At 67.4% G+C, this 13,852-nt stretch carries 10 protein-coding genes; 3 read left to right on the forward strand and 7 right to left on the reverse strand.

Annotated elements, in window-relative coordinates; translation table 11 throughout:
• Window position 1 precedes the first annotated feature (1 nt).
• From GW587_RS04330 to GW587_RS04340, 3 genes are read right to left on the reverse strand one after another with little or no spacing between them, the layout of a single operon-like run.
• Window positions 2–2,395 carry an FtsX-like permease family protein gene (locus GW587_RS04330; RefSeq protein ID WP_166098906.1) on the reverse strand — a complete coding sequence of 798 codons (2,394 nt, stop codon included), beginning with the start codon at window positions 2,393–2,395 and terminating at the stop codon, window positions 2–4.
• A 5-nt stretch (window positions 2,396–2,400) separates the two neighbouring features.
• Window positions 2,401–3,081, reverse strand: a complete 681-nt coding sequence (locus GW587_RS04335) for an ABC transporter ATP-binding protein (RefSeq protein WP_166098909.1) — start codon at window positions 3,079–3,081, stop codon at window positions 2,401–2,403.
• A 29-nt stretch (window positions 3,082–3,110) separates the two neighbouring features.
• A complete protein-coding gene (locus GW587_RS04340) occupies window positions 3,111–4,394 on the reverse strand; it encodes an efflux RND transporter periplasmic adaptor subunit (RefSeq protein WP_229259274.1) in 1,284 nt (427 codons plus the stop codon).
• Window positions 4,395–4,564: 170 nt separating this feature from the next.
• Between GW587_RS04340 and GW587_RS04345 the strand changes: the two genes are divergently transcribed.
• Window positions 4,565–5,962, forward strand: coding sequence for a sigma-54-dependent transcriptional regulator (locus GW587_RS04345; protein ID WP_166098911.1), 1,398 nt, complete (start codon window positions 4,565–4,567; stop codon window positions 5,960–5,962).
• Entirely contained in the window at window positions 5,952–7,469 is a 1,518-nt protein-coding gene (locus GW587_RS04350; RefSeq protein ID WP_229259275.1) for a sensor histidine kinase, read from the forward strand. The genes GW587_RS04345 and GW587_RS04350 overlap by 11 nt, the downstream gene beginning before the upstream one ends.
• Here the strand turns inward: GW587_RS04350 and GW587_RS04355 are convergent.
• Together GW587_RS04355 and GW587_RS04360 are read right to left on the reverse strand one after the other, a co-directional pair.
• Window positions 7,466–7,918, reverse strand: a complete 453-nt coding sequence (locus tag GW587_RS04355; RefSeq protein ID WP_166098914.1) for a GNAT family N-acetyltransferase — start codon at window positions 7,916–7,918, stop codon at window positions 7,466–7,468. The two genes, GW587_RS04350 and GW587_RS04355, sit on opposite strands and share 4 nt — an antisense overlap.
• 95 nt (window positions 7,919–8,013) lie before the next feature.
• Window positions 8,014–8,439 carry an organic hydroperoxide resistance protein gene (locus tag GW587_RS04360; protein ID WP_166098916.1) on the reverse strand — a complete coding sequence of 142 codons (426 nt, stop codon included), beginning with the start codon at window positions 8,437–8,439 and terminating at the stop codon, window positions 8,014–8,016.
• A gap of 255 nt (window positions 8,440–8,694) precedes the next feature.
• Here GW587_RS04360 and GW587_RS04365 point away from each other — a divergent pair, with 255 nt between their 5' ends.
• Window positions 8,695–11,100, forward strand: coding sequence for a PepSY domain-containing protein (locus tag GW587_RS04365; RefSeq protein WP_166098918.1), 2,406 nt, complete (start codon window positions 8,695–8,697; stop codon window positions 11,098–11,100).
• Here GW587_RS04365 and GW587_RS04370 read toward each other — a convergent pair.
• Both GW587_RS04370 and gshA read right to left on the reverse strand, forming a co-directional pair.
• Window positions 11,097–12,140: a histone deacetylase family protein gene (locus tag GW587_RS04370; protein ID WP_166098920.1), complete on the reverse strand. Its 1,044-nt coding sequence runs from the start codon at window positions 12,138–12,140 to the stop codon at window positions 11,097–11,099. The genes GW587_RS04365 and GW587_RS04370 overlap by 4 nt on opposite strands.
• Before the next feature lie 22 nt (window positions 12,141–12,162).
• Window positions 12,163–13,767 (reverse strand): glutamate--cysteine ligase, encoded by a 1,605-nt coding sequence (gene gshA / locus GW587_RS04375; protein WP_166098923.1) that lies wholly within the window; start codon window positions 13,765–13,767, stop codon window positions 12,163–12,165.
• Between the last annotated feature and the right edge of the window lie 85 nt (window positions 13,768–13,852).

Raw genomic sequence — 13,852 nt, forward strand, 5'->3', positions numbered from 1 at the left:
TTTAGTCTCGCAGTGCCAGGGATGGCGACATGCGCAATGCGGTGATGGTGTGGCGCGCGGTGGCCAGCAGCGCCACCAGCAGGGCCAGCGCCAGCGCGGCGGCCAGCGTCCAGCCGCCGATGGGCGCGCGCTCGGTGTAGCTTGCCAGGTAGCGCTGGATCGATACCGCCGCGAACGGCAGGCCGAGCAGCGCACCGGCGCCGATCAGCAGCGAGAACTCGCGTCCCATCATCAACGCGATGTCGACGCCGCGCGCGCCGTACAGCTTGCGCATCACGATCTGGCGACGGTTGCGCTGCACGCTGTAGGCCGACAGCACGTAGATGCCGAACGCCGCCAGTGCGATCGCGGTCGCGCTGGTCAGCGTCAGCGTGCGGGTCAGGCGCGTGTCGGCCACATAGCGTTCAGCCAGCACCGCCTGTTGGGTTTTCAATTCCATGATCGCGTTGGGGAACTGGCTGCGCCACAGCGGCGCGATGGCATCGGCGGCGGCTTGCAGGCTGTCGCCGGTGCGGATCGCCAGTACCTGGCCGGGACGAATCTTGTACAGCGTGGCCTTGGACGGTACGCGCAAGCCCTGGAAGCGTATCTCCGGCGCGATACCGATGATCTGCGCGCCGCCAGGCAGCACCTGCCCCACCGCCGCTTGCGGCGTCGCATAGCCCAGCGCCAGCGCGCCGGCCGCGTTGACCATCACGCCGTCAAGATCCTTGGTGTCGTTCGGATCGTGGCCCGGGTCGAACGCGCGGCCGTATTCGGCCTGAACATGATTGACTTCGAACCAGTTCGGGCTGACGTTCTTGGTTTCCATTGGAATGTCGTTGCCGTCCTTGGTGGTGATGGTGGAGATCAGCTTGAAGCCGTCGCGGCCCACCGCCTCGGAGATGGTGACGACGCCGTCCACGCCGGGCACGCGCCGCAGGCGCTCGATGAACGCGGTGGCCGCCGGCTTGCCCGCTTCGCCGCCCGGCAAATCCAGCACCAGCAGCCCGGCCGGATCGAAGCCGGGCGTGGCGTGGCTGGCGAACGAGGTCTGCCAGTTGACCGCCAGCGCGGTCGCGCTCAGCGCCATCGCGCTGGAGAACTGCAGCACGGTCAGCATGCGCCGCACCCACATGCCGGCGGCCGTCTCGCTGTTGCCGCGCCCACCCAGCGCGAGGCCGGGCAGCGCGTGCTGCGCCAGCCAGGCCGGATAGGCGCCGGCCAGCATGCCGATGAACGCCGCGAACCCCAATGCGATCAGGCAGCGCAGCGGCGTGAACATGCCCGCCAGCGGGCGGTTCACCAGGTCGGAGAACAGCGGCAGCAGCAACCACGCCAGCATTAGGCCGGCGACGGCCGACAACAAGGCGGTCAGCACCGCCTCGCTGAGGAACTGGCGCACCAGCCGCGCCGCGCTGGCGCCCAGCAGCTTGCGCACGCCGATCTCGCGCTGGCGCCGCAGGGTGCGCACCGTCGCCAGGTTGACGTAGTTGATCGCCGCCAGCAGCAGGATCAGCAGGCCGCCGGCGGCGAGGCCGTAGACGGTGCTGCGCTGGCCGTACTGCTCGGCGTTGCGGCCGCCGGCCAGGTCTTCGTCGAAATAGGCGTCGCTCAACGGCAGCAGGCTGATATCGGCCACGTTGCGGCCGTTCAGGCCCTTGCCCATCGCGCTGTTCTTGACGCGCTGGTTCATCGGCGATTTTTCGGTGGCCTCCTGCAGCAGCGCGGTCAGCGCCGGCATCGAGGCGCCGGGCTTCAGTTTCAGGTAGACGGTGCCGCGACCCCACTTGCTGATCGCGGTGTCGCGCTCGTCCCATGCGCTGCTGCCGGTGCCGATCAAGGCTTCGTAGCGCTGGGTGCTGTTGGCCGGCGGGTCGCGCAGCAGCGCGCGCACTTGCAGCGTGGCGTCGCCGATCTTGACGCTTTGGCCCAGCGCCGCGCCGTTGCCGAACAGCTTCTGCGCGCCGGCCACGGTCAATGCGATGCCGTCCGGCTGCGTCAGCGCGGTGGTCAGGTCGCCCTCCAGCGCGGCGACGGCGAACATGGTGCGGAACGCCGGATCGACCACTTGCAGGTTCATCGCGCGCAGTTCCGTGCCGGCGCGCAGCGGCGTATCGATCGGCTTGGCGATGCTGGCCTCTTCCACCATGCCGCTGGCCAGCGCGACATCGCGCAACGGCAGGAAGGCCCAGGCCTGCCATTCCGGACGCGGGAAGACGTTGATGCGCTGCTTGACCACGACCACGCGGTCGTTGTCGGGAATGGCGTTGTTGTAGTTGAGGCAGAATTCGACGAAGCCGAACAGCAGGAAGCAGGCGGCGAAACCGATCGCCAGGCCGCCGGTCACCACCAGCGAGTAGGCAGGCTGCTGCCACAGCAGGCGCCAGCCGATGCGGAAATCGCGCAGGTTCATCGTGCTTACGCCGCTTGCAGCGCGTCGACCATGATGCGGCCGTCGAGCAGGTTCAGGGTGCGCGACGCTTGCGCCGCATGCTCGGGCGAGTGGGTGACCATGACCACGGTGGTGCCTTCGGCGTTGATCTCGCGCAGCAGGCGCATGACTTCGTCGCCGTGCGCGCTGTCCAGGTTACCGGTCGGTTCATCGGCCAGCAGCACGGCGGGGCCGGCCACCAGCGCGCGCGCGATCGCCACCCGTTGCTGCTGACCGCCCGACAGTTGCGACGGCCGGTGTGAGGCGCGGTGCCCGACGCCGAGTTTTTCCAGCATCGCCGTGACCCGCTGGCGCCGTTCGCGCGCCGGCGTGCCGTTGTATTCCAGCGCCAGTTCGACGTTCTCGAACACGGTCAGTTCTTCGATCAGGTTGAAGCTCTGGAAAATGAAACCGATGCGGCCGCGCCGCAGCTTGTTCAGCTGCGACTCGTTCCAGCCGGCCACGTTCTGGCCTTCGAACCAGTATTCACCGTGGTTGGGCACATCCAGCAGCCCGAGTATCCCGAGCATGGTCGACTTGCCGCAGCCGGACGGCCCGGTGATGGCGACGTATTCGCCCGCCTCGATCTCCAGGTCGATGCGATCGAGGGCGGTGGTCTGGATTTCTCCCGCCTGATGGATTTTGCTGATGCCGACGAGTTTGAGCATGTGCGTCCCTTTTGAGTGATAGCGTGAATTTACTGCGTAATCTGCAGCCTGGGTGAATTTCCGTAGGCGGCGTAGCTGGAGAGAATCACCTTGTCGCCGGCCGCCAGGCCGTCCAGCACTTCGATCTGGCTGTTGCTGCGGCGGCCGATGCGCACCGGGCGCCGTTGCGCGCTGCGGCCGGCCGCGTCGACCACGTACACCCAGGCGCCGCCGCTGTCGTTGATGAAGGCGCCGTTGGGCAGCAGCAGCGCGCGCGCCGGCTCGCCCAGCGTGATGCGCGCGTCCAGGCTCTGGCCGGGATTGAGCACCGGCGGCTGGCCGTTCTGGAACAGCAGCTCGACCGCGAAGCGGCCTTCCTTGATCTGCGGGTAGATGGCGCCGATGGCGACCGCGTAGTTGCGTTCATCCTGCTTGACGCCGCCGGTGCGGCCGACCGCCATCCGGTTCAGATAATATTCGTCGACGCTGGCGGAGAGCTTGAAGCGCTGCGGATCGTCGATGCGGCCGATGTTTTTGCCGGTGGCGATGGATTCGCCGACCTGCAAGCGGAAGTTGGTCAGCCGGCCTTCGACCGGCGCGCGCACCGCCAGCGCCTCGACGGTGGCCGAGACCAGTTTCAGGCCGGAGCTCAAGCCGTGTATCGCCGATTCCAGCTGCTGTTCGGCGTCGCGCCGCACGCCGATTTCGGCGCGGGTGGCGTGCTGCTCCTGCGTCAGCGTGCGCTGCTGCTGCGCCAGCTTGTCGGCCGACTCCTCCAGCGCGACGCTGGAGATGAAGCCCTGCGCCGCCAGCCTGACGTTGCGCGCGTGCTGCTTGCGCACCTGGTCCAGCGCGAATTGCAGATCGTCCAGCCGGCGCTGGTGGTCGTTGGCGCTGGCTTCCTGCGACACCCGCAGGTTGGACAGGTTGAAGATGCTGACCGCGTGCTCGGACTGGCGCGCCAGCAGTTCCAGGTTGCGCTGCGGGTTGGAGATGCGGAACAGCAGCTGGCCTTTCTTCACCAGCGCGCCGTCGGTGGCGAAGACTTCCTCCACCCGGCCAGATTCCACCGAGTCGAGAATCACGGAGTTCAGCGGCTCGGCGCTGGCGCGCACCACGATCTCGTCGACGAACACGCCTTGCGCCGCCTGGCCGATGCGCAGGCCGGCGCCCTCGATCTGCAGGCCGTGCGGCATCCAGGCCCACAGCGCGTAGGCCGCCAGCGCGGTCGCCGCCGCTGCGGCGGCGCCAAGCGCGATGGCCTTGCCGCGTCGTCGCGGCACCACGATATCCATGGCGGCGCCGCTGGCGGGAATTTTTTTTTCGATGTGCATATGGAGCTTATTGCAAACGCCGTGCCATGCACCGAAACGCGGCTTTGCGGGGCAGGTTGCCGGGAGGTGTTCATTTCCGGACACCGGCCGCTGTTCGCGAATGGACAGTCATGCCGGCGCGGCGTCCGGCGGCCGCTCGACAGCGTTGCGGTGGCTGCTAGAATGCCTGCATGACCGCCTATGTACTGATACTTGATGATGACGCCGATGTCGCCACCGCCGCGCAATTGCTGCTGCGGCGGCGCTACGGCCAGGTCGCGACGCTGTGCGATCCGGCCGGCCTGCCGGCCTTGCTGGCGCAGCGCGTGCCGGATGTGGTGCTGCTGGATCTGAACTTCACGCCGGGTTGCATCGACGGCGCGGAGGGCTTGGCTTTGCTCGACAAGCTGCGGGCGCAAACGCGTCCGCCGGCGGTGATCGCGATGGCGGCGTATGCGGATGTGCCGTTGGCGGTGGAGGCGCTCAAGCGCGGCGCGGGCGATTTCATCACCAAGCCGTGGGATAACGCGCGGCTGGTGGCGGCGGTCGACCAGGCGCTAGCGCGGCGCGCGGCGTTGCAGGGCGGGGCGTCGGCGGCGTCGCCGGAGTTGATGGGGGAGTCGGCGGCGATGCGCGAACTGAAGGCGCTGATCGCCGGGGTGGCGCCGACCGAGGCCAACGTCATGGTGCTGGGCGAGAACGGTGTCGGCAAGGAGCTGGTGGCGCGCGCGATTCATGCACAGTCGCGCCGTGCGGCCGGCACCTTGCTGGCGGTGGATATGGGGGCGTTGCCGGAGTCGACTTTCGAGAGCGAGTTGTTTGGGCATCGCAAGGGGTCGTTCACCGATGCGCGCTCGGATCGGGCGGGGCGCTTCCAGGCGGCGCGCGGCGGTTCGCTGTTTTTGGATGAAATCGGCAATATGCCGTTGGCGGCGCAGGCCAAGCTGCTGACGGCGCTGGAGCGGCGCGAGGTGACGCCGCTCGGCGCGGACAAGCCGGAGGCCATCGATGTGCGCATCGTCAGCGCGACCAATCTGGAGGAGGCGCGCTTGTTCGATCCGGCGGTGTTTCGGCCGGACTTGTTGTTCCGCTTGAATACGATCGTGATCCGCGTGCCGCCGTTGCGCGAGCGGCGGGAGGATATTCCGCTGCTGTTGTCGCATTATCTCAGGCTGTATGAGTTGCAGTACCAGCGGCCGGCGCGCAATGTGTCGGCGGCGGCGCTGGAGGCCTTGGTTCGGCATGATTGGCCGGGCAATGTGCGCGCGCTGCGGCATGCTTGCGAGCGCGCGGCCATCCTGGGGCAGGGCGCGGAGTACGCGCTGGCCGATTTCGCGCTTGGCTCGGCGGCGGGCGCGGCCACCGGCGCCTTTGCCGCTGCTGCCGCCGCTGCCGCTGCCGCCCCGCTGGGCGCTGGCGCGGCTGTTGCGGGCGGCGGGCTGCCGAGCGACATGACGCTCGATGCGCTGGAGCGCGAGGCCATCGCGGCCACGCTGGCGCAATTCAACGGCAACATCAGCCACGCGGCGAAGACGCTGGGCATCAGCCGCGCGGCCTTGTACCGCAAGCTGGGCAAGCATGGCATCTGAACGCGCGCTCAAGCTAGGCGTCGCCGCCGGTGCCGCCGGCTTGATGGCGCTGGCCGTTGCGGCGGACATGCTGTCGCCCGCGCCGGAGCCGCGCCGCATCGTGCTGTGCGGCCTGCTCGCCGTTTTGCCGGCAGCGCTGCTATGGCAATGCCTGCGCCGCCTCGCCCCGCGCATGCCGCGTGAGGAAGTCGCAAGGCGCGACGGTCGCCCAATCCGCGCGAACGGCGCGGGAACAGGAGGCGTGGGCGGCGCTGGCAGGTCAAGCGCCGCAAGCGGCGCGCTTGGCCCGGCAGGCGGCGCTGATGCCGCCCGCGCCGCCGGCGATTATGGCGATCGCACCGGCGCGAACGGCGACCACTGCGGCGACCAAAGCGGCGACCAAAGCGGCGAACAATACGGCGAACAATACGGCGAACAATACGGCGACCAATACGGCGACTACTACGCCGGCGGCGCGTTCGCGGCGGATGGCGGCGCCGTCGCGCGGCATCACGAACTTGCCGACGCCATGCAGGCGCTGGAAGCCCGTCTTGAACACGCGCCGATTGCGCTGTTCCGCATCCAGAACGCGGCCGGCGCCGGCGATGTCGCGCCATTGAACGCGAGCGCGCGCCGTCTGCTGGCGCCGGGCCGCGCCAGCGCGCCGCAGGATCTGCATCAACAACTGGCGGCGCAAGCGGCCGGCCAGCGCCGCCTGATCGGCTTCGACACCGAGCGCGGCGTCGAACGCGCGCTGGTCGCCGTCTCCGCGCTGACGCTGCAAGGCACACCGCAACGCCTGGCCGCGCTGATGCCGGTCGAAAGCGAACTCGAAGCCGAAGCCCTGAACGCCTGGCGCGAACTGGTGCAAGTCCTCACCCACGAAATCATGAACTCCCTGACCCCGGTGGCCTCGCTGTCGCGCACCGCCTGCGGCTTGCTGGACGAAGCCGCATCCGGCCTGCCGGCCGACATCCACGCCGACCTCGGCACCGCGCTGGACGCGATCAGCCGCCGCGCCGCCAGCCTGGTGGACTTCGTCGGAAGCTACCGCAGCCTGTCGACCGTGTCGCCGGCGCAGCCGCAGCGGGTGCCGTTGGAGGAGCTGTTCGAACGCCTGGCCGCGCTGCTGGCGCCGCAATGGCAAGCCTTGGGCGGCGGCCTGAAATTTTCGGTGGAACCGGCGTCGCTGGAAGCGATGATCGATCCCGGCCAGCTGGAGCAAGCCCTGATCAACCTGCTGAAGAACGCCGCCGAAGCGCTGGCCGCGGCCGCGACGGCGTCGCCGCAAGCGCAGGTCAGCGCGCGCCTGAGCCGGGGCGGCCGGTTGCGCATCGAAGTGGCCGACAACGGCCCGGGCGTTCCGGACGCGCTGGCCGCGCATATCTTCACGCCGTTCTTCTCGACCAAAAAGCAGGGCAGGGGCATCGGCCTGGCGATGGTGCGGCACCTGGTGCACGCCAACGGCGGTACGGTGCGCTACGCGCGTTCGGTCAGCGCCGGCGCGCGCTTCATCCTCACTTTTTAGCGCACCATGTCGACGTGCATGATGCCGTCTTCGTCATACGGCTCGGTCACGGTCTGGAAGCCGAAACTGGCGTAGAATTTTTCCAGGTGCGCCTGCGCGCCGATGCGGAAGCGATGGCCCGGATACAGCTGCTCGGCCAGCGGAATGGACCTGGCCACCAGCTCGCGGCCGATGCCGCCGCCGCGCCCCTCCTGCGTGGTCAGCACGCGGCCCAGCGACATCTCGTCGAACTTCACGCCCGGCGGCACGCAGCGCAGGTAAGCCACCAGCGACCGCTTGCCGTTGCTCTCGCGCCAGCCCATCAGGTGGTGGCACAGCGGATCGGCGCCGTCGATATCCGGATACAGGCAGGTCTGCTCCAGGATGAAGACCTGCTGGCGCTGCAGCAGCACCTCATACCAGTCGTTGCGGGGGATGTCCTCGAAAGCCAGCCATTGCCACTCAATCATGTCGTATCTCGGTCGGGATCAAAACAACGATTGTATGTGAAAAAGGCCGGCGCCTCGCATGAGGGGCCGGCCGGGTCGGACTGACTGGCGCTGAATTAAACGATGGTCAGGGTCACGTCGATGTTGCCACGGGTGGCGTTCGAGTAAGGGCAGACGATGTGGGCGGCGGCGACCAGCTTCTCGGCGGTTTCGCGGTCCAGGCCCGGCAGCGAGATTTTCAGTTCGACTTCGATGCCGAAACCGGTAGGGATCTGGCCGATACCGACGGTACCCTGGATCGACACATCGGCAGGCACGGCGATCTTGTCGCGGCCGCCGACGAATTTCATCGCGCCCAGGAAGCAAGCCGAGTAGCCGGCGGCGAACAGTTGTTCAGGATTGGTGCCGACAGCACCGGCGCCGCCCAGTTCTTTCGGGGTGGTCAGTTTGACGTCCAGCACGCCGTCCGAGGACACAGCTTTGCCTTCGCGGCCGCCGGTGGCGGTTGCAGTTGCGCGGTACAGTACTTTTTCGATCGACATGATGAATTCCTTTTCAGTGGGTGGAACTACATTAATTTTAGGTAACTATCTAATCGCTCGCTATCTACCTAAGGAGGTAAGCAGCTTGCTAATCTACTACTGTCTGGCGTTGTTTGCAGCGCCGATGTAGAGACTATATATCGTGCACTATTTAATAGCAAGCGATTTCTATAAAAATTTTAAGTAGTCGCCGTAATTGATAATGATTCGCATTATATATAGAATGTCCCGCATTCTAAGTGAGAAAGTAGACCTGTGAAAAAGCTTTGGTTCCAACTGCATTGGTTCGTCGGCATCACCGCCGGCACGGTGTTGATCGTGATCGGTCTGACCGGCGCCATCCTCGCTTTCCGCGAACAGGTGCTCGACCTGCTGAACCCCGGCGTGCTGAGCGTGCCGGCGCAGTCCGGGCCGACGCTGACGCCGCCGCAGCTGGCGCAGGCGGCCAAGCTGCTGCGGCCGCAGGAACGCATCAGCAGCATCATCGTCTACGCGCAACCCGACACCACGGTGCGGGTCTTTTTCGCGCCGCAGCCGGGCGAGCAGCGCGGCGAGACGATCTACCTGCATCCCTACACCGGCGCGTTGCTGCCGGAGCTGCACTACGCCGAATTCTTCGAATGGATCGAGTCGCTGCACCGCTTCCTGCTGCTGCCGCGCGAGCAGGGCAAGATGGTCAGCGGCACCCTGGCCTTCTGCCTGATGGGCCTTGCGCTCAGCGGCCTGTATCTGCGATGGCCGCGCCGCGTGTTCGACTGGCGCACCTGGCTGACCTTCGATACGCGCATGAAGGGCCGCTCCTTCCTGTGGGGCTTGCATTCGGTGGCGGGCACCTGGGTGATGGTGATCTTCCTGATGTTTACTTTCTCCGGCGTGTACTGGGCCTTCGATCCGATCCGCGACATGGTCGACGGCTGGCTGGGCACGCCGCGTCCGCCGCGCGCCGCCGCCGCCGCCAAGCCCAAGCTCAAAGCCGCCAAGCCACCCAAGGCGGATGCCGCCGAGCTTGACCTGGCCTGGGCCGCTTTCGAGCGGGCTGCGCCGAACTGGAACATGGCCTTCCTGCGGCCGCCGGAAAAAGCGTCGCAGCCGCTGCAGATCCTGTGGGTGACGAAGGATGCGCCGCACGTGCGCGCGCGCGGCAAGATCTTGATCAACCAGCAGACCGGCGCGATCGTGAAGAACGAGCCTTACGCCGAGATGCCGATGGGCGCGCGGCTGCAATCGACCATCTATCCGCTGCATATCGGTACCTACTTCGGTTTGACCGGGCAATTCATTGTGTTCCTGGCGGCGCTGGCGTTGCCGGGTTTCGGCATCACCGGCTGGATGCTGTACCTGAAGCGTCGCAAGGCGAAGCGCGAGGCGCTGGCGGAACGCAAGCGGTTGGCCGGCGGCGCGGCGGGCGCCGATGCCGGCGATCCGGTGCTGATGGCCTACGCCAGCCAGACCGGCCAGGCGGAGCGTCTGGCGCTGCAAAGCGCGGCGGCGTTGCAAAAGGCCGGCGTCGCGGTGCATGTGCATTCGCTGGAAAAACTCACGCCGCCGCAATTGGGCAAGTATCGTCGCGCGCTGTTCGTCGCCAGCAGTTTCGGCGAGGGCGAGCCGCCGGACCCGGCGCGCCGCTTCAGCCGTCTGCTGCATGACCAGCATGAGGCGCTGGCGCATATGCAGTACGCGGTGCTGGCGCTGGGCGACAAGCATTACGTGGAATTCTGCGGCTTCGGCCAGGCGCTGGATCAGCGCTTGCGCGTGCTCGGCGCCCAGCCGCTGCATCCGATCATCGAGGTCGACAACGGCGATCCGGTGGCGCTGGGGCGCTGGTCGCATGCGCTGCGCGAGTTGAGCGGCGCGGAGGCGGCGGACATGTCGCTGTCGGCCGCCGCGCCGGATACCGACTACGCCAGCTGGCGCTTGACGGAACGGGTGCTGCTCAACGAGGGCAGCGTGGGCCATCCGCTGTACGAGCTCACGCTGAGCGGCGACGCGGGCGTCGATTGGAAGCCGGGCGCGCTGGTCGATATCTGGCCCGGCCACTACGGTGCGCACGAGACGCCGCGCCGTTATTCGCTGGCGTCTTTGCCGCAGGATGGCATGCAGCTGATCGTGCGCCAGGAGCGGCACGACCTTGGCGCCGGCGTCGGCATGGGACTGGCCTCCGGCTGGCTGACCGCGCGGGCGGCGCTCGGCGACGAGGTGCGGGTGCGCCTGATCGCCAATCCATCGTTCGACGCGCATGCGCAGGCGGCGTTGCCGGCCATCTATATCGGCAACGGCTCCGGCATGGCCGGCCTGCGTTCGCACCTGCGGGCGCGCGTGGCCGGCGGCGAAGCGCGCAACTGGCTGATCTTCGGCGAACGCCAGCGCGCCTTCGACGCCATCTGCGCCGACGAGATCGGCCGCTGGCGCGACGGCGGCTTCCTGCCTGAACTGGACCTGGTGTTCTCGCGCGACCCCGACGGCGGCCACTACGTGCAGGACCGCATGCGCGAAAAGGCCGATGTGCTGCGCGAGTGGATCGCCGACGGCGCCGTGCTGTATGTCTGCGGCAGCCTGCAAGGCATGGCCGGCGGCGTCGACGCCGCGCTGGAGGAGATCATCGGCCGCGCCGCATTGGAGGCGATGATCGAAGCCGGCCGCTATCGCCGCGACGTGTATTAAAGCGCGGTCTCGTAGCCCTCAAGGACGTTGACCACATTGGTGCCCAACTCCTTGACCGCGTAGCCGCCTTCGAAGATGAAGGCGGTCGGCAGATTCAGGTACGCCAGCCGCTCGCCGACCTTCAGATAATCGGCGCTTTGCAGCGCGAAGCGCGACAGCGGATCGCCGGCGAAGGTGTCCACCCCCAGCGACACCACCAGCGCGTCCGGCGCGAAGCTGCCGAGGCGGATGCAGGCCGTCTCCAGCGCCGCGAACCAGGCCTTGGCCGAGGTGCCGGCCGGCAGCGGCAGGTTCATGTTGTAGCCCAGTCCCGCGCCCTCGCCGCGCTCGTCCGCGTGCCCCAGATAGAACGGATACTCGCTGCGCGGATCGGCGTGGATCGAGATGAACAGCACATCGTCCCGGCCATAGAAGATGCTCTGCGTGCCGTTGCCGTGGTGGTAGTCGATGTCGATGATGGCGACCCGCTTGGCGCCGTCGTCCAGCATGTGCTGCGCCGCCAGCGCGGCGTTGTTGAGGAAGCAGTAGCCGCCGAAGAAATCCGCGCCGGCGTGATGGCCGGGCGGGCGGCTCAACACGAACGCGCCGCGCTGCCCCAGCCGCAGCGCATGCGCCGCGTTGACCGCGCAATCGGCGCCGGTCTTGGCCGCCGTCCAGGTGCCGGCCGTCAGCGGCGTGCCGCTGTCCATCGAGTACAAGCCCAGTTTGGCGCAGAAGTTGTCCGGCTCGATGTCGTCGCGCAGCGTGCGCACCGGCCAGACGGCGGGGAAGGCGTCCTTGCCGGCGTTGGCCGGGTCGAGCGCCAGCCATTCGCTCCAGGCGGTGCGCAGGAAGTGCAGGTAGCGCGGGGTGTGGATGCGCTCCAGCGACATCAAGGGCACGCCGTGCGGCGTGACGATCTTGCCCAGGCCGCGCCGTCCCAGCTCCGCCAGCACCGCATCCACCCGCTCCGGCTTTTCAAAGCAGGGCACCATCTCGCCGCGAAAAATCTCGTAGCGGCCACGGTGCTGGGCGTGCAGTTCGTTGTAGAAGGTGAGCAAGGGAGTCTCTTCGCTTGATCGCTTATTCGCTGACCTGCTGCGAATGGCACAGATTGCTGGCGCGGTAGGCGGCGACGTAGTCGTCGAAGTTGGATTGCGGCGCCGCTTCCATCTCCGCCTGCTCGGCCAGCGAGACGGCGGCCATGCCGTCGAAGTAGGCCGCTTCGTCGGCGCTCGGCGGATGGCTGCGGAAGTGCGCCGCGTGCTTTTCGCTTTGCGCCAGCGCGAACGCGGCGAACGACTTGCCGTTGGCGCGCAGCGCCGCCAGCACCTTGGCCGACGGCGTCAGTCCGGCGTCGGCCAGCTTGGCCGCTTGCGCCTGCATCGCGTCGGCGTGCTGGCTGTCGCCGCGCAGCGTGTCGAGCAGTTCGGCCACCGGGCGGATCCGCTCCAGCAGTTCCGCGCCCCAGCTTTGCAGCGTGACTTCGGCCTGGCCGTTGTTCAGCGTCAGGCCCGGACGGCGGCCTTCCTTGACGGTGCGGGCGAAGTTTTCCGTGTGGCGCGCGCCTTCCTCCGGCGCGATGGCCGGGCTTTCCTCCAGCGCGCAGAACAGCAGGAAGGCGTCGAGGAAGCGGCCGGCCTGCAGGCTGACGCCGACCGGCTCGAACGGATCGACGTCCATGCAGCGCACTTCGATGTACTGCACGCCGCGCGCGCACAGCGCCTGGATCGGCCGCTCGCCGGTCTGGATCACGCGCTTCGGGCGGATGGTGGAGTAGTACTCGTTTTCGATCTGCAGCACGTTGGTGCTGAGCTGTATCCATTCGCCGTCGCGCTTGGTGCCCAGCGCCGCATACGGCTCATAAGGCTGGTTGACCGCCTTGGTCAGCGCCGCGACATAGCTGTCGAGGCAGTTCTCGTGCGGACTCAGGCCCGATTGCGCGTCGTTCTGGTAACCCAGGTCGCTCATGCGCAGGCTGGTGGCGTACGGCAGGTACAGCGTGTCGTCGGACAGCGTCTCCAGCTTGTGCGCGCGGCCGCGCAGGAAATTGCTCGACAACACGGGCGAGGCGCCGAACAGATACATCAGCAGCCAGCTGTAGCGGCGGAAGTTGCGGATGGTCGCCAGGTACGCCTCGGACTGGTACGACTTGGCCGACAGCCGCTTGGCGCCCTGCGGCTCGTTCTCGGCCAGCACGCGCCACAGGCGCTCGTCCAGCGAGTAGTTATAGTGGATGCCGGCGATGCACTGCATCGCCTTGCCATAGCGCAGCGCCAGGCCGCGCCGGTACACATGCTTGAGCGTGCCCAGGTTGGAGCTGCCATACCAGGCGATGTCGATGTCCTCTTCGGCCGGCAGGCGGCACGGCATCGACTGGCTCCACAGCAGCTCGTCGCCCAGCTTGCTGTAGGCGTAGCGGTGGATGCCCTCCAGCTTGTCCAGCGTGACGGCGATGTCGGATTCGGCCGGGGTGATGAACTCCAGCAGGGTTTCAGCGTAGTCGGTGGTGATCTGCGGGTGGGTCAGCGCCGACCCCAGCGCCACCGGATGCGGCGTATGCGCCAGATGGCCGGCGCCGTCCACGCGCAAGGTTTCCCGCTCGATGCCGCGCAAGCCGCCTCCCAGCACGCCACGGTGCTTCTCATCGGCCAGCAGGGCCAGGCGTCGGGTCAATAGAGTTGGCAATTTGAAATCCTTTCTTGTGCAGCAAATAAATTAGCGATGCTGAGAGTAACCGAAATTGGCCGAACTCGCCGGAAGGCGGGAAAAA

It is taken from the genome of Duganella aceris (assembly GCF_011090165.1).
Classification (GTDB): Bacteria; Pseudomonadota; Gammaproteobacteria; order Burkholderiales; family Burkholderiaceae_D; genus Rugamonas; species Rugamonas aceris.

Excerpts from the sequence above, each read along its gene's own strand:
- GW587_RS04330 (WP_166098906.1), bottom strand. The coding sequence starts at position 2,395 with ATGAACCTGCGCGATTTCCGCATCGGCTGGCGCCTGCTGTGGCAGCAG.
- GW587_RS04335 (WP_166098909.1), bottom strand. The coding sequence starts at position 3,081 with ATGCTCAAACTCGTCGGCATCAGCAAAATCCATCAGGCGGGAGAAATC.
- GW587_RS04340 (WP_229259274.1), bottom strand. The coding sequence starts at position 4,394 with ATGCACATCGAAAAAAAAATTCCCGCCAGCGGCGCCGCCATGGATATC.
- GW587_RS04345 (WP_166098911.1), top strand. The coding sequence starts at position 4,565 with ATGACCGCCTATGTACTGATACTTGATGATGACGCCGATGTCGCCACC.
- GW587_RS04350 (WP_229259275.1), top strand. The coding sequence starts at position 5,952 with ATGGCATCTGAACGCGCGCTCAAGCTAGGCGTCGCCGCCGGTGCCGCC.
- GW587_RS04355 (WP_166098914.1), bottom strand. The coding sequence starts at position 7,918 with ATGATTGAGTGGCAATGGCTGGCTTTCGAGGACATCCCCCGCAACGAC.
- GW587_RS04360 (WP_166098916.1), bottom strand. The coding sequence starts at position 8,439 with ATGTCGATCGAAAAAGTACTGTACCGCGCAACTGCAACCGCCACCGGC.